The sequence below is a fragment of the Ruegeria sp. HKCCE4148 genome (genome assembly GCF_017872495.1).
Lineage (GTDB): Bacteria > Pseudomonadota > Alphaproteobacteria > Rhodobacterales > Rhodobacteraceae > Ruegeria.
Window position 1 is genome coordinate 18,141 of sequence record NZ_JAEDOS010000002.1, and the last position, 21,516, is coordinate 39,656.

Genomic DNA, 21,516 nt, shown 5'->3' on the forward strand with positions numbered 1-21,516 from the left:
CCGAACGAGCGTGCAGCTACTCGGTATCCGCGGTGCGTCTGATCGACATAAGCGTCAGTGGCGGCCCAAACACTTCAAATGCCACCGTACTGGCCAAGGTAAAGGCCATTATGGATGCCGCCCAATTTGGAAACTGTTCCCCGGCGACCAAAGCCATCCCCACTGCAACCCCTGCCTGCGGCAGTAAAGCGGGGCCACACCAGTAAGCCTGACGGCGTGGTAAGCCTCCTAGTCTTGCGCCACAAAAGCCGCCCACAAGTCGTGCAATGGTTCGTAAAAGCAAGAAAAGGGCTCCGGCCCAGCCCATCAAGCCAAAAGCCTCAATATCCAATGAGGCTCCGGCCAGCAGGAAGAACAGGATCATGAATGGCCATTGAATGTGCTCGATTTCGTGAAAGGCTCGGTCATGGTGGCGGGCAAGGTTCCCGATCACGGCTCCGGCGACCATGCCTGTTACAAGGAACGAAACTTCCAGCCAGAGCGAAAGACCCGCTGTCAGAAAGACGATCCCCACCGCTTCGGCCTGCATTGGTTCACCTGGCTTTAATCGACCGGTCAGGTAAGCGGACGGAATGCCCAACACGCCGCCCAGAACAATTGCGCCCCCGAAATCCCAGATCGCTGTGGTCGTGACGGTGGCCCAACCGTCCGAATGACCGGCCAGAACCAAGGCGATGCTGAAAACGATCAGACCCCAAGCATCATCAATTGCGACAACGCCCTTTAAGGTCTCGGTGAAATTGTTGGATACCCCAGACTGTCTAATTACGTCTGTCATGGCAGCCGGAGCCGTAGCTGTAGCAATTGCCGCCAATACGAACGCCAACCCGAAAGGTACGCCAATTGCGGTCAGTCCAACCGACACAATAATGAGGGTGGCAACCACGATCGAAATGGAAATTGCCAGAATGGCCCGGCCATGTCGAACAAGGTTCTCGCGGGTTAAGGACCCTCCAAGAAGAAACGCAACCATGGTCAAAGCCACGATGGATACCTCATCGAACCACATTGCAACGTCAAGCGGGATCAACCCCATTCCGGCGTTCCCGGCGATCATGCCGAGGAAAAGTAAGGTCGTAACCCGAGGAAGATGCGTGGCCCGACCAAGCTGATCAGCCACCAATCCGGCAAGGAAAAGGACGCCAAGAGTAATCAGAAAACCCGCAATGTTCATTTGAAACCAAGCGTTAAGTTCTTGCTTGATCTACTTTAACTCCAATCCTGCCATCTAGGAACCGATGTCGAAAGGTTAGGAGTGTTCTCTCGCGGCGTAAGCCAGGAAGTATGAAAACAAGGAATATTGATCTGTATTAAGGCGAAAGCTCGCTGCAGGTGGGACAATGGGTCATCAGGGAATGAGGAGGAATTTTCGATGTCGACAAAGAAATCTAACCCTAGGCACCCGGCTTCACTGATGGACGTATTCAAGCAAATGCAGCCGCCCGTTTCTGGCAATCCAGCTTTCGGTGCCCAGATCGAACAGTTTTGGGACGCGCAAGAAAAAATGTTAGAAGAAACAGAAGCCTTTGCGCAGCATTGGTTCGAACGGCGTCACGAGGCGGTCCGGACGGCCCTGCAAGCTGCACGTAAAGTATCTTCCGCCAACCCGTCTGAACCGACAAAAGCCCTTCAGAGCATGACGGAATGGCAACGCCATTCGGTTGAGCGGTTGGTTGCTGATGCTCAGGAATGGTTCGAAACTGTGGCCCGTTGTGCCGCATATGTCGCGGAAACCGAAGCTGAAGCTGTCGAGAAAACCGTTGATGATGTTGCGACCGCAACGAAGAGTGCTGGCAAATCATCGAAGTCTGAACCTGTGTAGGTTTCCTGCTGTCGCAAATTTCAGGCTGACGTCGATGGAGCTGTAGATAGGAGACCAAATGTATAAGAACATCCTGATCCCGGTTGCTCTGGACCAAGAGCACGACACGCGCGCGTCCTTTGAGGCGGCGCGCCAATTGGCCGATGAGGACGCTGTTTTCACTGTGATACACGCCCAGGAACCAATCCCGGCCTATGTAGGGTCTCAGATTCCAAGTGAGGTGCTTGCGAACACGCGGCATGAAATCCTGGAAAACCTACATCAGACGGCCTCTGAGATTCCAGGAGCGAAGACGCGACTCATCTCGGGTCAAGCAGGTAGAGCGATCGTTGATTTCGCGAACGAGAACGATGTGGATTGCATTGTTTTGGCATCGCACAAGCCCGGTTTCGAGGACATATTCCTCGGATCAACCGCAAACAGGGTTGTGCATCATGCGAAATGTTCGGTTCACGTAATTCGCTGATCCAGAGTGGGTTGGGTCACGTCGAAAGAACTTAACTAATGGCGAGCGAGAGGCTGTCGTAGCTTGCGCGTATAAAAAGCTAATCGCCAATCAAGTTTTTGTAACCCGCTCCGAGAAAATCCGTTTTGCAGTGATGCAGTACGGTCTGTCCCCATTGTCGCTTCGAAAAGAAGAAGGTTTGTTGTACGAGCGTGTGGTCTAAGTGAGCCATGGGAATGCACGATGCATGTGAATTCGCTTGATCGTACTACTGTTTCGCGGTGACACAATCCTGGCAAGGTGTGAAAAAGCACTTAGTTGAAGGGGCTTACGCTGGTAAAATTGGTCTGAGAGCGCTTTTCACAGTTTGGCCAGACTAGATTGTACCGGGAATTCCTGTTTGCTAACGTCAAGCACGCGCTGGGGAGGGCGTGGACACCCGAATGTTGGACTATTCGCACAATGTGTGGCTCGTGGCAGCGTCTCTGGCCGTGGCGCTGATGGCTGGGTTTACCGGCCTCTATCTGACTCATGGCGCGTCTCGCCTGGACACGCAGCGGCGCAAACTTGTGGTCGCTCTGGCAGCAGTTATTCTGGGTGGTGGTATCTGGTCGATGCACTTTGTTGCCATGCTGGGCCTGCAACTGCCGATCCTGTTCTACTATGATGCCTTGATCACTCTGATTTCCGCGCTGGTCGCAATCCTAATGGTTGGGCTGGCGCTGTTGTTGCTGCATTTTCGCCCACGCACGCCACAGACGATGATTGGATCAGGGATGATCGTTGGGCTGGGGATTGTGTTGATGCACTATATTGGCATGGCCGGAATGCAGCTGTGTAGTCCTGTATATAATGTTCTGGATGTATTCGTGGCGACACTGGCTTCGGTGATCCTGTCCGTGGCGGCCATCTGGGTCGCTTATGGAAACCGCACACAGCGCAACATATTGCTTGGGACAGTGTGCTTTGGGCTGGCTGTATTTACCATGCATTTCGTAGCAACCGGTCTGACCGACTTTGTCGCAAGCGACAGCGTCGGTGGTGCAGGGCCTGCGTTGGACAATCAGGTTCTGGCGATGGGCGTGACCGTTTCGGTGTTTCTGATATGCGGGGCGTTTCTGTTGACAGGCATCTCGTTTATTGAGCCCACGGAAACACCCAAGCCCGAACCCGCCTCGGAACCGGCCGCATTTCGCGCCGGTGTTCCGTTCGAGCGAGAAGGTCAGACCTTTTTTACAGAACCTGCAACAATCGCAGCCATCAGGGCCGAGGGGCATTATTCTGTTCTCTATATGGGTGCCGAAAAACTGTTTTGCCCTTGGTCGATAACCGAGGCCGAAACGCGACTAAAGCCAGATGGTTTTTTACGCGCTCATCGCAGTTATCTGGTGAACCCCAAACACGTCTCAGGCTTTGAGCGTCACAAGGACAACGGCACATGTTATTTCGACGGTGTCGACGCCCTGATCAAAGTCCCGGTAAGCCGTTCCCGTCTGACGGATATTCGCGAGGCGCTCGGTCTCTGATCGCAGTTCGTGCAGCTTATTCGCATTTCGTGAAACAAGCCGCGCGCTCTGTTGTTCGCTGCTGGAACGGCTGGCTGCATAGCTCTCTCCTTTCCCCAGGTCCCCCAAGGCATATCGCTCGGACCCAGGGAGGAAAAACATGATACCAGCCGGTTTTGAGTATCACCGGCCAGGCGACATCGCCTCGGCCATTGGCATTTTGCAGGAGCACGGAGATGAGGCGCGCGTGATCGCGGGCGGGCACAGCCTGATCCCGATGATGAAGCTGCGCATGGCCGAGATGGGCCATCTTGTCGATTTGCAGGCTATCGACGAACTCAAAGGGGTCAAGATCGGTTCCGACACGGTGTCCTTGGGGGCGATGGTGACGCAGCACGAGATGATTACGCATGACGGTCTGGCCTCGGCAATCCCTTTGATCCGCGAAGCTGCTTTGCAGATCGCCGATCCTCAAGTGCGGTACATGGGCACCGTTGGTGGCAACGTGGCCAATGGGGATCCTGGCAATGACATGCCGGGTTTGATGCAATGCCTGAATGCCACGTTCGAATTGTCGGGGCCTGACGGCAACCGCAGCGTAGCCGCCCGTGATTTTTATGAGGCCGCATATTTCACTGCGCGCGAAGATGAAGAGATCCTGACCCGGATTTCAATACCTGTTCCCGCTGCCGGCGTTGGGCAAGCCTATGAAAAGCAAAAGCGCAAGATTGGCGACTATGCGACGGCCGCTGCCGCGGTGATGTTTGGGCAGGGAACCGCTTCGGTTGCAATGACCAATCTGGCCGACACACCCATTTGGTCCGCAGACGCGAGCACCGCTCTCGCAGGTGGTGACGTCGAGGGCTGCGTTGCCGCTATGCTCGATGCGATCGATCCCGTCGCCGATAATCGAGGACCCGTTGAATTCAAGAAACACGTGGCCGCCGTAATGCTGCGCCGCGCCATCGACCGTGCGCAAAGCCGCGCAGGGTGAGGAGAGAAAGCAATGTCGAAAATGCACGTCAAACTCACCGTGAACGGCAAAGAGGTCGAAGGTCTGGCCGAACCGCGCACGTTGTTGATCCATTTCCTGCGGGAAGATCTGAAAATTACCGGCCCTCATATCGGTTGCGAGACCAGCCATTGTGGGGCCTGCACCGTTGATATCGATGGCAAATCCGTCAAGTCCTGCACCACCTTTGTGGCCCAGGTGAACGGGGCAGATATTACCACCGTTGAAGGGCTGACCAATGATGATGGCAGCTTGGGCGTCTTACAAGAGATGTTCCGCGAACATCACGGGTTGCAATGCGGCTTCTGCACGCCGGGCATGATAACCCGCGCGCATCGTTTGTTGCAGGAAAACCCTAATCCGACCGAGGAAGAAATCCGTTTTGGCATGGCCGGAAACCTGTGCCGCTGCACCGGATATCAGAACATCGTCAAGGCGATCTCAGCTTCGGCTGACATGCTGAACGCTCAGAAGGAGGCCGCGGAATGAACGACCAGACTCTGACCCCCGAAGAACGCGCCGCCAACCTCAAAGGTATGGGCTGCGCCCGCAAACGCGTCGAGGACGTGCGCTTTACCCAAGGCAAGGGCAACTATGTAGATGATATCAAGCTTGACGGCATGCTGTTCGGTGACTTTGTGCGCTCCCCCTACGCACATGCCCGCGTTGTCAGCGTGAACAAAGAGGCAGCCTTGGCGGTACCCGGCGTTGTCGCCGTGCTAACAGCTGAGGATCTTGCACCTCTGGGTTTACACTGGATGCCGACGCTGGCAGGTGACAAGCAGATGGTACTGGCCGATGGCAAAGTGCTGTTCCAGGGCCAGGAAGTTGCTTATGTCGTCGCCGAAGACCGCTACATCGCCGCAGATGCAGCCGAACTGGTCGAGGTCGAATACGAGGAACTGCCCGTTCTGACCGACCCGTTCGAGGCGCTGAAATCCGACGTTGTCCTGCGCGAAGATCTTGAAGGCCAGACAGAAGGCGCGCACGGACCGCGTAAGCATCACAACCATATCTTCACCTGGGAGCAGGGCGACAAAGACGCAACCGAGGCTATTTTGGCCGAGGCTGATGTCGTGGCCGAGGAGATGGTCTATTATCACCGCACGCACCCTTGCCCGCTGGAAACCTGCGGCTGTGTGGCCTCGATGGACAAGGTGACCGGCAAGCTGACGCTTTACGGTACGTTCCAGGCACCCCATGCGATCCGGACGGTTGTGTCGCTGATCTCGGGTCTGGCCGAACACAATATCCGCGTGATCAGTCCTGATATCGGCGGCGGATTCGGCAACAAGGTCGGCGCCTATGCGGGTTACGTCTGCTCGGTCGTGGCGTCCATTGTCACCGGTAAGCCGGTGAAGTGGATCGAGGACCGGATGGAAAACCTGATGTCCACCGCTTTTGCCCGCGACTACTGGATGCAGGGCAAGATCGCCGCCACCAAGGATGGCAAGATCACCGGGTTGTGGTGCCATACCACGGCGGATCACGGCGGGTTTGATGCCTGTGCCGACCCGACCAAGTTCCCGGCTGGGTTCATGAATATCTGCACCGGGTCTTATGACATCCCCACCGCCTATCTGGCCGTGGACGGCGTCTATACCAACAAGGCGCCGGGAGGGGTGGCCTATCGCTGTTCCTTCCGCGTGACCGAGGCTGCTTATTTCATCGAGCGCATGATCGAGGTTCTGGCCATCAAGCTGAACATGGACGCGGCCGAGCTGCGTCGGATCAACTTTATCAAGGCGGATCAGTTCCCGTATCAGTCGGCGCTGGGCTGGGAGTATGACTCGGGCGATTATCATACCGCTTGGGACAAGGCGTTGAAGGCCGTAGACTATGACGGTCTGCGGGCCGAACAGGCGCAGCGGGTCGAGGACTTCAAAGCTGGCAAGACTCGTAAGCTGCTGGGGATTGGCCTGACACATTTCACCGAGATTGTCGGGGCCGGGCCGGTCAAGAATTGCGATATTCTTGGGCTGGGAATGTTTGATAGTTGCGAAATCCGCATACATCCAACGGGTTCAGCCATCGCGCGGCTCGGGACGATCAGTCAGGGTCAAGGCCATGCCACGACTTTTGCCCAGATCATCGCCAGCGAGATCGGCCTGCCCGCCGACGATATCACGCTGGAGGAAGGCGACACGGACACCGCGCCTTATGGTCTTGGGACCTATGGCTCTCGGTCCACGCCTGTGGCTGGGGCGGCGACGGCTATGGCCGCGCGCAAGATCCGCGCGAAGGCGCAGATGATTGCTGCCTATCTGCTTGAGGTGCATGATGACGACGTCGAATGGGATGTGGACCGGTTCGCTGTCAAAGGCGCGCCCGAGCGGTTCAAGACCATGAAAGAAATCGCCTTCGCCGCCTATAATCAGGCCATCCCGGGGTTGGAGCCGGGGCTGGAAGCCGTCAGCTACTACGACCCGCCGAATATGACCTATCCGTTCGGGGCCTATATCTGCGTTATGGAAATTGACGTGGATACCGGCGAATGGGAAGTGCGGAAGTTCTATGCGCTGGACGATTGCGGCACGCGGATCAACCCGATGATCATCGACGGGCAGGTCCATGGTGGTGTAACCGAAGCGCTGGCGATCGCGATGGGCCAGGAAATTGCCTATGATGAGATGGGCAATGTAAAGACAGGCACCCTGATGGACTTCTTCCTGCCAACCGCCTGGGAGACACCGAACTATATCACCGACTATACGGTGACACCGTCCCCGCACCATCCGATTGGTGCAAAAGGAGTGGGTGAAAGCCCGAACGTGGGCGGCGTTCCTTGCTTCTCGAACGCGGTGCATGATGCGTTCCGGCCCTTTGGGTTGGTGCAAAGCCACATGCCGCACGACCACTGGCGGATCTGGAAGATCGCCAATGGTCTTGGGATGCATGGGTGAAATGGTCCGGACCGGCTGGCGCCGGCCCGACCAAAGCGAGGGGGCTCTGCCCCCTCGGACCCCCGAGGTATTTTTGGCCAGATGAAGATTGGATCCTGGTTTTGACTTTGACTGACGTTCAGAACGGATTGGCCGCACAGGGCTATGTTGCCGATGATCGTTTGGCCATGGCCCTGCATCTTGCGCAGACGCTGGGTCGTCCGTTGCTGCTTGAGGGGCCTGCGGGTGTCGGCAAGACCGAGGTTGCCAAGGCTCTTGCGGCTCAACGTGAGACGCGATTGATCCGGTTGCAGTGTTACGAAGGGCTGGACGCCAGTCACGCCATTTATGAGTGGAACTACCAACGTCAGCTTTTGGCCATTCGTGCAAGCGAGGCTGGCGGAGGCACCAGCGAGGCGCAACTGTTCACCGATGATTACTTGCTGAAGCGTCCATTGCTGGAGGCAATCAGCGAAGAAGATCCGCCGGTTCTGCTGATCGACGAAATCGACCGGGCCGATGAAGAGTTTGAAGCCTACTTGCTTGAAATTCTGTCAGACTTTCAGATCACCATCCCCGAACTCGGCACCCTGAAGGCGCGTTCGCGCCCGATTGTAATCCTGACGGCCAACGGGACACGAGATCTGTCCGACGCGCTGCGGCGTCGCTGTCTTTACAGTTTCCTCGACTACCCATCGCGAGAAACTGAAATGGCGATCCTGAATGCGCGCATGCCTGACGTCGAAGGGCGGCTTGCGCGTCAGATCATCGGGGTCGTGCAGGCTTTGCGGAAGGAAGACTTAGAAAAGACACCCGGCATCGCCGAGATGCTGGACTGGGCAGCCGCGCTATCAGGATTGGGTGTCAACGACATGGCGCAGTCTAAGGAAGAGGTTCAGGCAACCCTTGTGTGTCTTCTGAAAACTGCCGCTGACTACGATGCCGCGCCGCCCGAAGTCATGGATCGCCTGATCGGGAAAGTCGCCTGATGCAAGTCACTCGGTTTCCCTCCCGCGCATCTGGTTTGTCGGATCGCATGTCCGGTTTCATCGCACATTTGCGCATGAACGGGATGCGTGTGGGATCTGCTGAGACAGGAGACGCGCTGGCTGCTCTGGCAGCAGTTGACGCAACGAATGTCAGACAGGCTCAGCGGGCGCTTTGTGTATTGCTGGCAGGCGACGCTGACGATTGGCGTCGCTTCGAGGACTTGTTCGATGCCTACTGGTTAAATACAGGCAAGCACCGAACTGGAACTGCCCACACGGCTCATGTGCGGGTTCAATCCGCAAAGCCGATGATTTGGCAGCAGCAAAGCCAAGACGCTCGGGAGGCGGAAACCGGCACGGATCAGGCGCAAGAACCTGATCCTGGCGACGGGGAGGCCTTGGGGAGAGACGGGAGGCTGATCGCAACCCGTACGGCTAACCTGTCGCGTCGGGATTTGCGTGAGCTGATGGATGAAGACGCGTTGAAGCAAGCGGAACAGGCGGCAACCGCCATCGCGCGAGCCATCCGGGACCGTCGCTCGCGCAGACGCAAACTTGCGATGCGCGGCCCGGCTTTGGATATGCGCCGTATTCAACGCGCCAGCCTTGCGAGGGGTGGTGAGCCGATTGATCTTTACCGTCGTGCTCGCCCGCCACGCCCTATGCGGATCGTGGCTTTGTGTGACGTTAGCGGTTCGATGACAGTTTATTCGCGAGTTTTCCTTGCCTTTCTCAAGGGGTTGATTGGCAGCGGAGCCGAAGCGGATGCGTATTTATTTCATACGCATTTGATGCGGGTGACGGATGTACTGCGCGATCACGACACGCTGCGCGCGGCTGGCCGATTGTCGCTGATGGCCGAAGGGTTTGGCAGCGGTACTGACATCTCGGGTAGCCTCGAAAAATTTTTGAATGGATACGGTGCCCGTGCCCTGAACGGGCGGACGGTGGTATTGATCCTTTCGGATGGCTATTGCAGCTCGTCGCCTGCGGCTTTGGGGCATATACTGGCGCGGGTCCGACGCAAGGCACGACGGGTGGTTTGGCTGAATCCGCTTAAAGGATGGAAAGATTACCAGCCCATTGCCGCTGCCATGAAGGCCGCAGAGCCGTACCTGGACGCGCATCTTCCTGCCAACACGCTTGAAGCACTGGCGGCACTAGAACCTGAATTCCGAAAACTGTGAAAGGATAAAACCATGGCAGGTTTCGACATCTTCGACACGATTGAACAGCTGCGCCAGCAGGGGGACGCTTTTTGCGTGGCAACTGTCCTTCGCACCGCCGACGCGACCTCGGCCAAGGCGGGCGGCAAGGCAGTAGTCACGCGAGACGGTCGGATATTGGGACATCTGGGTGGAGCCTGTGTGCAGCGCGTTGTACGGGCATCAGCTCAGGAAGCACTTACAGGTGGCTTTCCGAAAATGATCCGCGTGAAACCCTCGGACAAGGTGGTGGCAATGACAGACCCGGACGGCGTGGAAACCTTCAAGAGCGGTTGCCCTTCGGGTGGAACGGTCGACTTGCTGATTGAGCCGTATCAGCATGCGCCGCGTTTGATCATCTTTGGAGAGTCCCCGATTGCCCATGCCCTCGCAGAGCACGCAGCGCTTATCGGATTGCGTGTTTGCTTGCCCGAAGGTTCTGAGAGTGAAGTGGATTTTACCAGTTTCGATCCGAAAAACTTAAGCGCTTTGGGTGTTGAGCCACGCGATTTCGCAGTGGTCGCTTCGCAGGGAAAAGGTGATGGCGCCGCATTGAAAGCCGCGCTCGAGACACCGGCGCGCCGTGTGTCAATGGTTGCGAGCCACCGAAAGGCTGAGGTGTTGTGCGACAGGTTGGAAGCGCAAGGTTTGAGTTCTGCACAAACCAAGCGGCTCAAGTCGCCTGCCGGTTTGGACATCCATGCGATCGACCCACACGAAATTGCCCTGTCGATCCTTGCTGAAATTATCCTTTGGCGGAACTCAGATAAATCCGAGGAGACTTCGCATGAAGAAAAAATGGCTTAACTGGTTGGCGTCCTTCCGGGCTGCAAAACCGGATTCGACCCCGGAAGAAGCGACCGAGGTGGCACTTCGTGTTTTCCCAAGATGTTGTTGAGAAAAGGATCCTCAGATGGAACTAAATGACGAAATTCGCATCTCTGCGCCCCGAGACGTAGTGTACCGCGCGCTGAATGACCCGGATGTCCTGCGCGAATGCATTCCTGGGTGCGAAGAGCTTATCCAGCATTCACCTGAGCATCTTGAGGCCAAAGTTGTGCTGAAAATCGGCCCCGTTAAGGCGCGATTCAATGGCGAGGTTACGCTGGACAATTCAGAAGCGCCTGATGCGTTCTCGTTGAGTGGAGAAGGGAAGGGAGGAGCCGCGGGTTTCGCAAATGGTGGCGCTGATGTCTCTCTTGTGGCTGATGGGGAAGAAACAGTGCTGTCTTATACCGCCAAGGTCGCAATTGGCGGTAAAATTGCACAACTGGGCAGCAGGTTGATCTCAGGAACTGCCAAAAAACTCTCGGCCAAGTTTTTTGACAGGTTTGGGGAAGTTGTTGCCGATCAATACGTTGGCTAAGCGCAGCGGCCAAACTTAACGAACGTGCTTTGCGTTGCGGCGGTCCTTTCGACTTCCGCAACGCAGTGCGACTTGCGGGTTTAGGGTGAGACGCATTCATTTATAGGGTGAATCTGCTTAAATTTTAGGCCGCCGGGCGTGCATTCGGTTAATATTTGATCGGATGACGCGAAACTAGGCATTCTGCGACGGTGCAAATTGGCGTTTCGGCGCGTCAGCAAGGAAACAGATGGCACCAACAGGTCTTCCAAAGGTGCCTTATTACTCAAGCTGCTGTTATAAAACCCGCGCAAAGTGCGAACCCACCACGCGCCGCTGGTTCAGTTAACCTAAGCACCAAGCTGCTGGGCGCTAAGAGTGTATTAGACAGGTTTCACCATTCCGGGTCCTTCAAGTGCTTGTTCCCAAGAACCACAACGCCGCATTTGGAGGCGGTTCTTCTGAACACGGCCGGTGGAGTGACCGGGGGCGATAGATTTCGGTTTTCAGGCAAAGCTGCAGAAGGCACTACGCTGACGCTGACAACGCAGGCTTGCGAACGTGTCTACAAAGCGCAGCCTGAAGAAATCGGCCAGATTACCAACCACCTGACAGTTCAGTCTGGCGCTCGTGTGAATTGGTTGCCGCAAGAGACGATCCTGTTCAACGATAGCGCGTTGGAGCGTCGGCTGAAGATCGATTTAGCTCCTGAGGCTGAGTTGTTGATGATCGAGCCAATGGTCTTCGGGCGCGCGGCGATGGGAGAGCGGCTCAGCAAAATCCGTCTCAGTGATCGGATCGAGATACACCGCCAAAAAGGTCCGGTTTTTCTGGATGCGATACAGTTTTCAGGCGACTTGAACGCTCATCTGTCCAAGCCGCATATCGCAAACGGCGCTGGGGCAATGGCGTTGATCGTATTTGCCTCGAAGGCTGTTGAAGCTCATTTGGGCCCGGTTCGCGACATGCTGCCGGATACGGCAGGGGCGACACTTATACAAAACGAATTGCTGATTGTTCGCACCCTGGCTGAAAACAGCTTTGCCCTGCGCCGTACCCTGATGCCGGTTTTGCGGCAACTGAACAAAGGCACATTGCCCCGATGCTGGATGCTCTGACATGAACCTGACCCCACGTGAAAAAGACAAGCTGTTGGTCGCCATGGCCGCGGAAGTTGCCCGCAAGAGGCTGGCCCGAGGCGTTAAGCTGAATCACCCCGAAGCCATCGCCCTGATTACGGACGCCGTGGTCGAAGGTGCGCGCGATGGTCGATCGGTCGCTGACATGATGCAAGCCGGGGCTGAAGTCATCAGCCGGGAACACTGTATGGAAGGCGTGCCAGAGATGATCCACGAAGTACAAGTCGAGGCAACGTTTCCCGATGGAACCAAGCTTGTCACTGTTCACAATCCCATTCGTTAATCAAAAAAGGAACGCGTTATGATCCGCATGCTCTTTCCCGCCCTTGTTCTTTCTGGCCCGGCAATAGCCCACACTGGCACGCATATTCACGCACACCCAACCGACTATGCCACGTTGGGCGCTGGGCTGGCTTTGATTGCTTTTGCTCTCATCGCGCTGCTGACCAAGCTGACCAAATGATTCCGGGTGAGGTCATTCCGGCCGACGGCTCACTGACGCTGAACGCCGGGCGCAGCAGCCGCCTTGTTATGGTCGCCAATACAGGTGACAGGCCAGTACAGGTCGGCAGCCATTACCACTTTGCCGAGGCGAACGCTGCCCTGGATTTTGATCGCCATGCAGCTTTGGGGATGCGGCTGGATATTCCTGCGGGGACGGCCGTTCGCTTTGAACCGGGTCAGACCCGCGAAGTGATGCTGGTTCCTTATGACGGACGGCGGCACATTTATGGTTTTAACATGCACATCATGGGGGCTTTGAAAGATGCCGGGCAAGATCAGCCGGAGTGATTATGCCGCTATGTTCGGCCCAACTGTGGGTGATAAGGTTAGGTTGGCCGACACCGACCTGATTATCGAGGTGGAAAGAGATCTGATTGTGGAGCGCGCGACAGCCGCGCGGTTCAGCAAAACGGGTCACCGCGAAGACGTCTATGGCGAAGAAGTCAAGTTTGGCGGCGGTAAAGTAATCCGCGACGGGATGGGGCAGTCTCAGGTCACGCGTGCTCAGGGGGCTGTTGATACGGTGATCACCAACGCTCTGGTCGTTGATCATTCCGGTATCTACAAGGCAGATGTGGGGCTGAAGGACGGGCGGATCGCTAAAATCGGCAAAGCAGGGAACCCCGATACCCAGCCGGGTGTAGACATCATTATCGGCCCAGGGACCGAGGCCATCGCAGGCGAGGGGCGCATCCTGACGGCAGGCGGGTTTGATAGTCATATTCATTTCATTTGCCCCCAGCAGATCGAAGATGCGCTGCATTCCGGCCTGACGACCATGCTTGGTGGTGGCACCGGTCCTGCACATGGCACTCTGGCGACCACCTGTACGCCGGGGCCCTGGCATATCGGCCGGATGTTGCAAGCGGCGGATGCCTTTCCCATGAACCTGGCCTTCGCGGGGAAGGGCAACGCCTCACTGCCAGCGGCGCTGGAGGAACAGGTCAAGGCAGGCGCTTGCGCGATGAAACTGCACGAGGACTGGGGAACAACCCCTGCCGCCATCGACTGCTGCCTTTCGGTTGCGGATGCGATGGACGTGCAGGTGATGATCCATACCGACACGCTGAACGAATCTGGTTTTGTAGAAAATACCGTGGCTGCCATGAAAGGCCGAACGATCCATGCCTTCCATACCGAAGGTGCAGGTGGCGGCCACGCCCCAGACATCATCAAGATCTGCGGCGAGAACCATGTTCTGCCATCCTCGACCAACCCAACACGCCCCTTCACCGTCAATACGGTTGAAGAGCACCTGGACATGCTGATGGTATGCCATCACCTTGACAAATCCATTCCCGAAGACGTGGCCTTTGCCGAAAGCCGTATCCGGCGCGAGACCATTGCGGCCGAGGATATCCTGCACGATATGGGTGCCTTCTCGATCATCGCGTCTGACAGTCAGGCTATGGGCCGCGTGGGCGAGGTGCTGATCCGTACGTGGCAAACCGCCGATAAAATGAAGAAACAACGCGGACGTCTGAGCGAGGAAACCGGAGACAACGACAATCTTCGTGTTCGGCGTTACATTGCAAAGTACACTATCAACCCGGCCATTGCGCATGGACTGAGCCACGAAATCGGCAGCATCGAAGAAGGCAAGCGTGCCGATCTGGTCCTGTGGAACCCAGCCTTTTTCGGAGTGAAGCCCGAGATAGTTTTGCTGGGTGGTACCATTGCTTGCGCTCAAATGGGTGATCCCAACGCTTCGATCCCTACACCGCAACCTGTTTATAGCCGCCCGATGTTTGGCGCCTATGGGAGATCGGTTGAACATTCCGCGATCACATTTGTCTCGCAGGCCGCGCAGGAGGATCGGATCGGTGATACACTGGGATTAGCCAAGCAAACCGTGGCTGTACGGAACACACGGGAGATCGGCAAACAGGACCTTCTGCTGAACAGTGCGACACCTCATGTCGAGGTTGATCCGGAAACCTACGAGGTGCGGGCAGACGGCGAATTATTGACCTGCCAACCCGCTGAAGTGCTGCCAATGGCGCAACGCTATTTTTTGTTTTGACTAAGAATTGTGCTGCGTTGCAGCGCGCGCAACGGAGCCATGAGCAAACATGCACTACTCAATGAGGCCGATATGACAAATATTCAAACCCAAGGGAGGACCAACGATTACGAGGGTCCAAATGGCAGACTCAGCAACTCAGACGCACGCACGGATTTCGCTGCGTGGCTTGATCGCATCCATCGGGTCATCAATCTTTTCAGTTCTAATGAGCTTGGCCGAAGCGCAATCGCGCGTGCGGCAAGTCAACTACTTGCAATCGCTCAGCGACGAAGAACTGAAAAAGCGCGGCCTTACGCGCGAACGGATTGTGCATCAGGTATTTGCGGATTCTATCTGGCTCTGACTGTTTCCGGTGCTGAGGAGGGGATCGCATGACTGCCCTTCTGTGTACCGCGCGTCAGTATTCGGGTCACACGCACAGCGACCCGGCGGACAGCTTGTACCTGACCTATGATGATCGGTTCCTGCGTCGCAAGGTTCTGACATGCGAAAGTGGCGAGCAGATATTGATCGATCTGGCGCAGACAACGTCGTTAGATCACGGAGGCGCGCTGATCCTCGATGACGGGCGCGAGGTGGAAATCCGGGCAGCGCCGGAAGCTTTGCTTCAGGTGACAGCCCCGGACCTGACGCGCATCGCCTGGCACATTGGCAATCGTCATACACCGTGCCAAATCGAGAAAGACCGCCTGTTCATACAGGTCGACCATGTCATCAATGACATGCTTTTGAAAATCGGGGCTACGGTGCAGGAAGTGCACCAACCGTTCACACCCGAAGGTGGCGCTTATGGTCACGGTCGGACTCATGGCCACACCCACTGACACCGATATCCTGACCTTGGCCCAATGGCTGTCCCCTGCTTACCCTGTAGGGGGTTTTGCCTATTCTCATGGCTTGGAGGCAGCGATTGACGAAGGGTGTGTCACGTGCTCACAGGACGCCGAAGAATGGATTTCGGATGTGCTGGAGCACGGCTCGGGGTGGAATGACGCGTTGTTTGTTGTCGCGGCATACAGGGCGCGGACACAAGGTGAACTGGTCAACATCGATGCGACCGCACGGGCCTTCTGCGCGTCATCCGAACGGCTTATGGAGACCGATTTGTTGGGGCAGGCGTTTGGAAATGTGACGCGAGATGTCTGGGAGTTGGATCTACGCCAACTTACGTACCCGGTCAGTGTAGGGCAAGCTGCCTGTCGGCAGAATCTCCCCGTGTCTTTAACGACCAAGATGTTTCTGCAAGCATTCGCCAGCAATCTTGTAGCTTGCGCAACGCGCCTAGTTCCTTTGGGCCAAACTGACGCGCAGCGATTGATCCGCACCCTTACACCATTGTGTGAGAAGATCGCTAGCAGGGCACAAAAGGCTGGCTTGGATCAACTGAGCTCAACAGCGTTTCTGACGGACATCGCATCCATGAAGCACGAAACACAATATTCGAGGATATTCCGAACATGACGAATATGAACGGCCCACTTCGCGTCGGCATTGGCGGCCCGGTAGGAGCTGGAAAAACCACGTTGACCGCTGCACTGTCCGAAGCTCTTCGAGATGTCTGTTCAGTGGGCGTCATAACCAATGATATTTACACACAAGAGGATGCCGAAGCGCTTATGCGTATGCAAGTCCTGCCCAGGGACCGAATCATTGGCGTGGAAACCGGAGGCTGCCCGCACACTGCAATTCGCGAAGACGCCTCGATCAATCTGGCCGCTGTCGCTGAAATGCAGGCGCGTCATCCTGATCTGGACGTTGTGCTGATTGAAAGTGGTGGTGACAATCTGTCCGCGACGTTCAGCCCCGAACTTGCTGACCTTACAATCTATGTAATTGATGTGGCTGCTGGCGAGGAAATACCTAGAAAAGGTGGGCCAGCGATCACCAAGTCGGACATCCTGGTAATCAACAAAACCGATCTGGCACCTCATGTCGGTGCGTCGTTGGAGGTTATGGAACGAGACGCGCAAAAGATGCGCAAAGGAAGACCTTTTCTGTTCTCGTCACTTCGCAATCGAAAAGGGGTTGGCGCAATTGTGGATTTGTTGGAGCAGACAGGAGGTCTGAGAGTGTCAGGGGCTAGTTAGCTGCGTAACAGACGATGCTAAAAGGCCCACCTAATCATCTAATCTGGTAGTAGAATGACAGTTTTCGACTGACGCCGCCAGGTGGGCGCGGGAACGGCGCGGCGGTGCGAACCTGTTGCTTTGCGGCGCGCTCTATATCGGGTGAGCCAGAGCTTTCGACAATATCGACCCACGCCAAAGTGCCATCGGGACTGATTTCAAAAAACACGCGCGCATATCCGCGCGCTGCGACATAGACAATCGGGGCCCGGTTTAAATGAACCAGAACCTCACCGGCATAATTCGTTGAATCCGAGTTTCCTGGGCCGCGCCCACCAGATCGATTGCTGCTTCTGCTTTGTCGAAAGACGTCCACACCTTCTCTTTTGAAGGCAGAGAGCGGCGATTCAATCGTCTGCTCTGGAAAGCGCAGATTGTCGAAATTGTTGAAGCGCTCCAGTGTTCTTGGTTGGGCGGGTTGCGCGTCGCGGTTGGGCGGCCGTGGTCGAAGAGACGAAACCAGCGCTTGTTCGGTTTCGTCTGCTTCCGCTTCGGGGATGGGCAGATCTGCCTCCTCATCCAACGGTTCCTGGGTTGCTTGGGGTGTTACAGGTTCGACGGTTTCACCGTTTTCCGGGTCGACAGGAGATAGCTCGGCTGGCAGCGCAGCAAGCTGTTCTTCTGATACCGGATCTTCGACCGAAGACGGTTCAACCGGAGATGCTGTTTGATCTGGGGGCGCTTCTGGCGTTTCAGTCACGGTGTCAGCCCCTGCGGTTTGCGCAGCTTCACCGGTATCATCCGGGCCCTGTTCCACAGGTTCGGTGACCGCTTCTTCCGGTGCTCTGGGCTGAATGATTGCGGAGTCTCCGGTATCGGGCGCGTAGGTCTGTTTTGGGTCGGGCGACGCGACACGGGCGTCGCTTGTGGGGGCTTCGGCCTCTCTGGGCTCAATTGGCGGTTCTTCCAGAGGGGGTGGTGTCTCTGCCGGTTCGGGTTCGACAGGTTCAAGCCGGGCATCTGCAAACTCTTCAAAACTGTTGCTCAGTTCGACAGTATCGGTACGGCTTTCACCTGCGGCTTGGTTTGACAGGTTTGGCACGGTCAGGCTCAGGCCCGCGAGATGCATCAACAGCGATACCGAGATCGCGAGAATCGCGACAAAGATAGACCGCCTGATCATTCGAGGGCCTGTTCTGTCACAAGAAAAACCGACGGAGCGCCTAACCGGCGCAGGGTGCTGGTGATTTCCATCAATCGGGGCGCAGACGCATTTCTGTCTGGCACGATGCGCACCGGCCCGGTTTCTCGATCGGCCATGAAAGCTTCGGCGTTTGTTGGCCTGCCGCGAAAGCTCAGTGTTCCGTCCTGATGAAGAACAAGCGCATCGGGTGGTTCACGGCCTTCAAGATCTGCAGTGTTCACCAATTCCAGGTCCGGATCCAATGGAGGAGCTATTGTGCCGGCGATCAGAAAAAAGATTAGAATAAGAAAGACAACATTGATCAGCGGGATGGTTGAATCGCGGTTTCGGCTGGTTCGGATGTGGCGGATCATTCTTTTACTCCAACACTCTAACCATGAGACCTTCGCGCCCGCGCAGGCGAACAAGAAGGTCCACAAGGCGTTGTGTGGATGTATCCGGATCAAGGCTGATTAAAACCTGACCGGACTGAATCTGACTGTCCAAGTCGTCAAGCGACGTAACTTGGCCATTCAGCGCGACCCGCTCGGCGCCGAGTTGCACAAAGAAGCGTTCGATTGTCGTTGTTTCGCTTGCTGCGCCCTGGGTTGCACTGCTGAGTTCAATCTCGCTGAACCTCGAGAAAGTCGAGGACAGCATGAAGAACAGCAAAAGCAGAAAGATCACGTCGATCAGGGGCGTCATCGACATCCGCCGCCGGACAAATGGTGCCGTGTTACGCATGTTCTGGTGCAGCCGAAACCGGTGCGGTACCTGCTGCGCTATTGATCGAAGGCCCGGGCACCAGAACCGTGCGCAGGGCTTTGTCCGCAAACACACGCTCGCGCGCTGTGCGGCTTTCGAGCCAAGACAAGACCATGGACGTTGGCATTGCAACGGCCAGCCCCACCGCAGTGGTTATCAAGGCGACCCAGATGCCGCCAGCCAGAACTGAAGGATCCACTGACGACCCTGCGGCCTGCAGGCTCTGAAACGCGCTGATCATACCAAGAACGGTGCCAAATAGTCCCAGTAAGGGGGCAAGCTGCGCCACAGTGTCCAACAGGCGAAAACCGCGCTCAAGCCCGGCAAGCACAAGGCCGGTTTCGGCATCCAGTCTGTCATCGGCTCCGGCTACGCCCGCTGCATCCATCGCCGCGCCGACAATAGGGGCCAGATAACTTTTGCTACCGGCCAGCTTTGCTCGGGCGGCGTGTTGGTCGCCAGCGTCCCATGCGGCAAGTGCTTCGGACAGCACTTTATGTCTCCCGACACCACAGGCCGCAAATTGCCAGAGTTTGTAAAGAGTGACAGCCAGCGTCAGCACGGACATCGCGATCAGGATCGCCACGACCGGCCCGCCAAGTGCGAAAATCTCACGAAGTGCGGTTAAAGGACTCATCCCAAAAGCTCCATGGCTACTCGACTGCTCAGCGACAGGGTCTTTCCGCATACCTGGCTTTCAGCGCCATCGACCAGGCAAGAGTTCGTGCCGTTTATCAAGACCTGCCCAACTTCGGCGCAAGTTCGGTTTGGTAAATCAAACTGGCGTACTCGAGGCCTGTCCGCCGGCAAGTCACGGAAATCGAACAGGGACAAGGTCACAACACCACCTTCGGCATCAAAAACAACGGTTTCAAATACCGCGCCATCAATCGTCAGCCCGGTTTCATTCTTGGCCAAAAAGGTTAGCCTGCATGATCCGGTGACATCCTGGACCGCATTCAGTTCTACGAAGAGTTTGCCATCCTGTTTGGTATCAGATTGCGCTAGCGCGGTAGACGACAGGCTGGCGCAAAACGCTGCCGCTGCTAAAATGCGACTGGAAAACATAAACTTACTCCGTTTTGCTGCGCTCGTTTCAGGGGCGGCACGATCAGTTGACCTATTTGTTTGTCGACCCAGTCATTCGTCAAGTAAAGCCTAACCAAGGGTCGTGGGGTAAAAGGATCGTCAGCGCAAGTTGATGAGTGCTTTCACAAGCTAAGAGATACGGGGCGCAAACAGAATTTCAACTGTGCACGGCAACACCGATCCTGGCCATTTCTGCGCCTCGGAAAAGTAAGACTTTATCGTGCTTGGCAACCCAGAAAGGCCCATCCACTTGCCGTGTCAGAGGTGCGGGAAACGATGGTTTGATGGTGACTTGAACATTAAACTTGCTAAACGCGCATGAAATGGCGCATATTTGTCTATATTTTTTGCACATAAATTAACAAAAAATTATGCTTTTGCAGGGGCGATCATCGAGCACAGTGCGATTTGCACACATCAGGACCCAAAGGGGGAAGGGGCTCGGTTTTGTCGTGGTTAAAGATTGTATTGGTTCTTTGCCTTGTTGTTACCATGCCGTTGCAAGCTGTTGCCAACATTGGAAAAGTTATCAGCGCCAAGCAGGGCGCCCAGCTTGTTCGTGAAGGAAAAACGCAGCCTGTTGTTTCTGGTATGGATGTCGAATCCGGAGATGCGATCACCACAGATCAAACGGGTTTGATCCAGATAGTCTTTGTGGATGACACTAAGATCGCAATTGGTCCCAACGCCCGCATGGTGCTGGATGTGAGCCTGTTGCGCGGCAATCGCAAAGCCAAAAGTTTTGCAGTTCAGGCGCTGGGCGGCAGCTTTCGGTTCATTTCCGGTAAAAGCCGAAAGCGCGCTTATTCAATCACGACACCTTCGGCGACAATGGCAGTGCGCGGAACAACCTTCGACATGTGGGTCGTTTCCGAACAGCAAAGCGCAATGCTTGTGCTTGAGGGGACTGTCAGAATGTGTGGGGTTCAGGGCACCTGCAGATCTTCGGGGCGTCAGTGCAGCATGTACGCAACAAGCGGAAGCGGAGCCGTCGGGCGCCCTGCAAGTCAGGCGCAATACGAACAGGCTTTGCAAAGCGGCTTTCCCTTCATTCAATCTCAGGAAGGTCTGTTGCCCCCGTTACAGGTCAGAGTTGAAGGTTGCGCCGGAGAAGCCGCGCCCATACGTCGTGTCAAGCCAAACAGGGCAGAGCCTCGCGACGCCCCCCCACAACGGCGGGAAAGAACGGACACCGTTGACGCGACTCCTGCGTCAAGCCCGTCAACTTCGGGACAGAGTGAGCCCGAAAGACCAGAGCCTCGCGACGCCCCCCCACAACGGCGGGAAAGAACGGACACCGTTGACGCGACTCCTGCGTCAAGCCCGTCAACTTCGGGACAGAGTGAGCCCGAAAGACCAGAGCCGGAACAAGAAGAGCCTGAAAGAGAGGAACCAGAGCGGGAAGAACCAGAAAGAGAAGAAATCGATCATGAGGAGCCAGAGCGCGAGGAACCGGATCACGAAACGACCGATAGAACGGGATCTGAAGAAGGGTTCTCAACAAACGTTTTTGATTGACGGCGCGTTTTTCCTCTTTCC

At 56.2% G+C, this 21,516-nt stretch carries 26 protein-coding genes; 20 read left to right on the forward strand and 6 right to left on the reverse strand.

Annotated elements, in window-relative coordinates; genetic code table 11:
• Positions 1 to 16: 16 nt before the first annotated feature.
• Positions 17 to 1,174, reverse strand: a complete 1,158-nt coding sequence (locus tag I9187_RS05235; protein ID WP_171174993.1) for a cation:proton antiporter — start codon at positions 1,172 to 1,174, stop codon at positions 17 to 19.
• Between the two features lie 198 nt (positions 1,175 to 1,372).
• Here I9187_RS05235 and I9187_RS05240 point away from each other — a divergent pair, with 198 nt between their 5' ends.
• The 19 genes from I9187_RS05240 (at position 1,373) to ureG (ending at position 16,961) form a co-directional block, all read left to right on the forward strand.
• A complete protein-coding gene (locus tag I9187_RS05240; protein ID WP_171176214.1) occupies positions 1,373 to 1,822 on the forward strand; it encodes a phasin family protein in 450 nt (149 codons plus the stop codon).
• Between the two features lie 58 nt (positions 1,823 to 1,880).
• A complete protein-coding gene (locus tag I9187_RS05245; protein WP_171174991.1) occupies positions 1,881 to 2,288 on the forward strand; it encodes a universal stress protein in 408 nt (135 codons plus the stop codon).
• 422 nt (positions 2,289 to 2,710) lie between these two features.
• On the forward strand, positions 2,711 to 3,793 hold the full coding sequence (locus I9187_RS05250) for an MHYT domain-containing protein (protein ID WP_209509209.1): 1,083 nt from the start codon (positions 2,711 to 2,713) through the stop codon (positions 3,791 to 3,793).
• A gap of 139 nt (positions 3,794 to 3,932) precedes the next feature.
• Positions 3,933 to 4,766, forward strand: a complete 834-nt coding sequence (locus I9187_RS05255) for a xanthine dehydrogenase family protein subunit M (protein WP_171174986.1) — start codon at positions 3,933 to 3,935, stop codon at positions 4,764 to 4,766.
• Positions 4,767 to 4,778: 12 nt separating this feature from the next.
• The gene (locus I9187_RS05260) at positions 4,779 to 5,273 is read left to right on the forward strand and encodes a (2Fe-2S)-binding protein (RefSeq protein ID WP_170355562.1); all 495 of its coding nucleotides are present in this window, start codon (positions 4,779 to 4,781) and stop codon (positions 5,271 to 5,273) included.
• Positions 5,270 to 7,687 carry an aerobic carbon-monoxide dehydrogenase large subunit gene (locus I9187_RS05265; protein WP_171174984.1) on the forward strand — a complete coding sequence of 806 codons (2,418 nt, stop codon included), beginning with the start codon at positions 5,270 to 5,272 and terminating at the stop codon, positions 7,685 to 7,687. The genes I9187_RS05260 and I9187_RS05265 overlap by 4 nt, the downstream gene beginning before the upstream one ends.
• 101 nt (positions 7,688 to 7,788) lie before the next feature.
• Positions 7,789 to 8,655, forward strand: coding sequence for a MoxR family ATPase (locus I9187_RS05270; protein WP_171174982.1), 867 nt, complete (start codon positions 7,789 to 7,791; stop codon positions 8,653 to 8,655).
• Entirely contained in the window at positions 8,655 to 9,842 is a 1,188-nt protein-coding gene (locus I9187_RS05275; protein WP_209509210.1) for a VWA domain-containing protein, read from the forward strand. The genes I9187_RS05270 and I9187_RS05275 overlap by 1 nt, the downstream gene beginning before the upstream one ends.
• A gap of 12 nt (positions 9,843 to 9,854) precedes the next feature.
• The gene (locus tag I9187_RS05280) at positions 9,855 to 10,667 is read left to right on the forward strand and encodes an XdhC family protein (protein ID WP_171174978.1); all 813 of its coding nucleotides are present in this window, start codon (positions 9,855 to 9,857) and stop codon (positions 10,665 to 10,667) included.
• A gap of 106 nt (positions 10,668 to 10,773) precedes the next feature.
• Entirely contained in the window at positions 10,774 to 11,226 is a 453-nt protein-coding gene (locus tag I9187_RS05285; RefSeq protein WP_171174976.1) for a carbon monoxide dehydrogenase subunit G, read from the forward strand.
• A gap of 398 nt (positions 11,227 to 11,624) precedes the next feature.
• Positions 11,625 to 12,323 (forward strand): urease accessory protein UreD, encoded by a 699-nt coding sequence (locus tag I9187_RS05290; protein WP_245223138.1) that lies wholly within the window; start codon positions 11,625 to 11,627, stop codon positions 12,321 to 12,323.
• 1 nt (position 12,324) lies between these two features.
• On the forward strand, positions 12,325 to 12,627 hold the full coding sequence (locus tag I9187_RS05295) for an urease subunit gamma (RefSeq protein WP_152459090.1): 303 nt from the start codon (positions 12,325 to 12,327) through the stop codon (positions 12,625 to 12,627).
• Positions 12,628 to 12,645: 18 nt separating this feature from the next.
• Positions 12,646 to 12,807, forward strand: a complete 162-nt coding sequence (locus I9187_RS05300) for a hypothetical protein (RefSeq protein ID WP_171174974.1) — start codon at positions 12,646 to 12,648, stop codon at positions 12,805 to 12,807.
• Positions 12,804 to 13,136: an urease subunit beta gene (locus tag I9187_RS05305; protein WP_171174972.1), complete on the forward strand. Its 333-nt coding sequence runs from the start codon at positions 12,804 to 12,806 to the stop codon at positions 13,134 to 13,136. The genes I9187_RS05300 and I9187_RS05305 overlap by 4 nt, the downstream gene beginning before the upstream one ends.
• Positions 13,111 to 14,871 (forward strand): urease subunit alpha, encoded by a 1,761-nt coding sequence (gene ureC / locus I9187_RS05310; protein ID WP_171174962.1) that lies wholly within the window; start codon positions 13,111 to 13,113, stop codon positions 14,869 to 14,871. The genes I9187_RS05305 and ureC overlap by 26 nt, the downstream gene beginning before the upstream one ends.
• Positions 14,872 to 14,992: 121 nt before the next feature.
• Positions 14,993 to 15,217, forward strand: a complete 225-nt coding sequence (locus tag I9187_RS05315; RefSeq protein WP_171174960.1) for a DUF1127 domain-containing protein — start codon at positions 14,993 to 14,995, stop codon at positions 15,215 to 15,217.
• Between the two features lie 28 nt (positions 15,218 to 15,245).
• Positions 15,246 to 15,698: an urease accessory protein UreE gene (locus tag I9187_RS05320; RefSeq protein ID WP_171174958.1), complete on the forward strand. Its 453-nt coding sequence runs from the start codon at positions 15,246 to 15,248 to the stop codon at positions 15,696 to 15,698.
• A complete protein-coding gene (locus tag I9187_RS05325; RefSeq protein WP_171174956.1) occupies positions 15,682 to 16,335 on the forward strand; it encodes an urease accessory protein UreF in 654 nt (217 codons plus the stop codon). The genes I9187_RS05320 and I9187_RS05325 overlap by 17 nt, the downstream gene beginning before the upstream one ends.
• A complete protein-coding gene (gene ureG / locus I9187_RS05330) occupies positions 16,332 to 16,961 on the forward strand; it encodes an urease accessory protein UreG (RefSeq protein WP_171174955.1) in 630 nt (209 codons plus the stop codon). Before I9187_RS05325 ends, ureG begins: the two co-directional genes overlap by 4 nt.
• A 34-nt stretch (positions 16,962 to 16,995) precedes the next feature.
• Here ureG and I9187_RS05335 read toward each other — a convergent pair whose 3' ends face one another.
• Genes I9187_RS05335 through I9187_RS05355 form a run of 5 tightly spaced genes read right to left on the reverse strand, consistent with a single transcriptional unit; the run spans position 16,996 to position 19,956 of the window.
• Positions 16,996 to 18,123, reverse strand: a complete 1,128-nt coding sequence (locus I9187_RS05335; RefSeq protein WP_171174952.1) for an energy transducer TonB — start codon at positions 18,121 to 18,123, stop codon at positions 16,996 to 16,998.
• Positions 18,120 to 18,497 (reverse strand): biopolymer transporter ExbD, encoded by a 378-nt coding sequence (locus tag I9187_RS05340; protein WP_171174950.1) that lies wholly within the window; start codon positions 18,495 to 18,497, stop codon positions 18,120 to 18,122. The genes I9187_RS05335 and I9187_RS05340 overlap by 4 nt, the downstream gene beginning before the upstream one ends.
• Positions 18,498 to 18,501: 4 nt before the next feature.
• Positions 18,502 to 18,828, reverse strand: coding sequence for a biopolymer transporter ExbD (locus I9187_RS05345; RefSeq protein WP_171174948.1), 327 nt, complete (start codon positions 18,826 to 18,828; stop codon positions 18,502 to 18,504).
• Positions 18,829 to 18,859: 31 nt separating this feature from the next.
• On the reverse strand, positions 18,860 to 19,525 hold the full coding sequence (locus tag I9187_RS05350; protein ID WP_171174946.1) for a MotA/TolQ/ExbB proton channel family protein: 666 nt from the start codon (positions 19,523 to 19,525) through the stop codon (positions 18,860 to 18,862).
• A complete protein-coding gene (locus I9187_RS05355; protein ID WP_171174944.1) occupies positions 19,522 to 19,956 on the reverse strand; it encodes a hypothetical protein in 435 nt (144 codons plus the stop codon). Before I9187_RS05355 ends, I9187_RS05350 begins: the two co-directional genes overlap by 4 nt.
• A 468-nt stretch (positions 19,957 to 20,424) precedes the next feature.
• Between I9187_RS05355 and I9187_RS05360 the strand changes: the two genes are divergently transcribed.
• Positions 20,425 to 21,495, forward strand: coding sequence for a FecR domain-containing protein (locus I9187_RS05360; protein ID WP_245223139.1), 1,071 nt, complete (start codon positions 20,425 to 20,427; stop codon positions 21,493 to 21,495).
• Positions 21,496 to 21,516 lie beyond the last annotated feature (21 nt).

Excerpts from the sequence above, each read along its gene's own strand:
- I9187_RS05235 (WP_171174993.1), bottom strand. The coding sequence starts at position 1,174 with ATGAACATTGCGGGTTTTCTGATTACTCTTGGCGTCCTTTTCCTTGCC.
- I9187_RS05240 (WP_171176214.1), top strand. The coding sequence starts at position 1,373 with ATGTCGACAAAGAAATCTAACCCTAGGCACCCGGCTTCACTGATGGAC.
- I9187_RS05245 (WP_171174991.1), top strand. The coding sequence starts at position 1,881 with ATGTATAAGAACATCCTGATCCCGGTTGCTCTGGACCAAGAGCACGAC.
- I9187_RS05250 (WP_209509209.1), top strand. The coding sequence starts at position 2,711 with ATGTTGGACTATTCGCACAATGTGTGGCTCGTGGCAGCGTCTCTGGCC.
- I9187_RS05255 (WP_171174986.1), top strand. The coding sequence starts at position 3,933 with ATGATACCAGCCGGTTTTGAGTATCACCGGCCAGGCGACATCGCCTCG.
- I9187_RS05260 (WP_170355562.1), top strand. The coding sequence starts at position 4,779 with ATGTCGAAAATGCACGTCAAACTCACCGTGAACGGCAAAGAGGTCGAA.
- I9187_RS05265 (WP_171174984.1), top strand. The coding sequence starts at position 5,270 with ATGAACGACCAGACTCTGACCCCCGAAGAACGCGCCGCCAACCTCAAA.
- I9187_RS05275 (WP_209509210.1), top strand. The coding sequence starts at position 8,655 with ATGCAAGTCACTCGGTTTCCCTCCCGCGCATCTGGTTTGTCGGATCGC.
- I9187_RS05280 (WP_171174978.1), top strand. The coding sequence starts at position 9,855 with ATGGCAGGTTTCGACATCTTCGACACGATTGAACAGCTGCGCCAGCAG.
- I9187_RS05285 (WP_171174976.1), top strand. The coding sequence starts at position 10,774 with ATGGAACTAAATGACGAAATTCGCATCTCTGCGCCCCGAGACGTAGTG.
- I9187_RS05295 (WP_152459090.1), top strand. The coding sequence starts at position 12,325 with ATGAACCTGACCCCACGTGAAAAAGACAAGCTGTTGGTCGCCATGGCC.
- I9187_RS05300 (WP_171174974.1), top strand. The coding sequence starts at position 12,646 with ATGATCCGCATGCTCTTTCCCGCCCTTGTTCTTTCTGGCCCGGCAATA.
- I9187_RS05305 (WP_171174972.1), top strand. The coding sequence starts at position 12,804 with ATGATTCCGGGTGAGGTCATTCCGGCCGACGGCTCACTGACGCTGAAC.
- ureC (WP_171174962.1), top strand. The coding sequence starts at position 13,111 with ATGCCGGGCAAGATCAGCCGGAGTGATTATGCCGCTATGTTCGGCCCA.
- I9187_RS05315 (WP_171174960.1), top strand. The coding sequence starts at position 14,993 with ATGGCAGACTCAGCAACTCAGACGCACGCACGGATTTCGCTGCGTGGC.
- I9187_RS05320 (WP_171174958.1), top strand. The coding sequence starts at position 15,246 with ATGACTGCCCTTCTGTGTACCGCGCGTCAGTATTCGGGTCACACGCAC.
- I9187_RS05325 (WP_171174956.1), top strand. The coding sequence starts at position 15,682 with ATGGCCACACCCACTGACACCGATATCCTGACCTTGGCCCAATGGCTG.
- ureG (WP_171174955.1), top strand. The coding sequence starts at position 16,332 with ATGACGAATATGAACGGCCCACTTCGCGTCGGCATTGGCGGCCCGGTA.
- I9187_RS05335 (WP_171174952.1), bottom strand. The coding sequence starts at position 18,123 with ATGATCAGGCGGTCTATCTTTGTCGCGATTCTCGCGATCTCGGTATCG.
- I9187_RS05340 (WP_171174950.1), bottom strand. The coding sequence starts at position 18,497 with ATGATCCGCCACATCCGAACCAGCCGAAACCGCGATTCAACCATCCCG.
- I9187_RS05345 (WP_171174948.1), bottom strand. The coding sequence starts at position 18,828 with ATGACGCCCCTGATCGACGTGATCTTTCTGCTTTTGCTGTTCTTCATG.
- I9187_RS05350 (WP_171174946.1), bottom strand. The coding sequence starts at position 19,525 with ATGAGTCCTTTAACCGCACTTCGTGAGATTTTCGCACTTGGCGGGCCG.
- I9187_RS05355 (WP_171174944.1), bottom strand. The coding sequence starts at position 19,956 with ATGTTTTCCAGTCGCATTTTAGCAGCGGCAGCGTTTTGCGCCAGCCTG.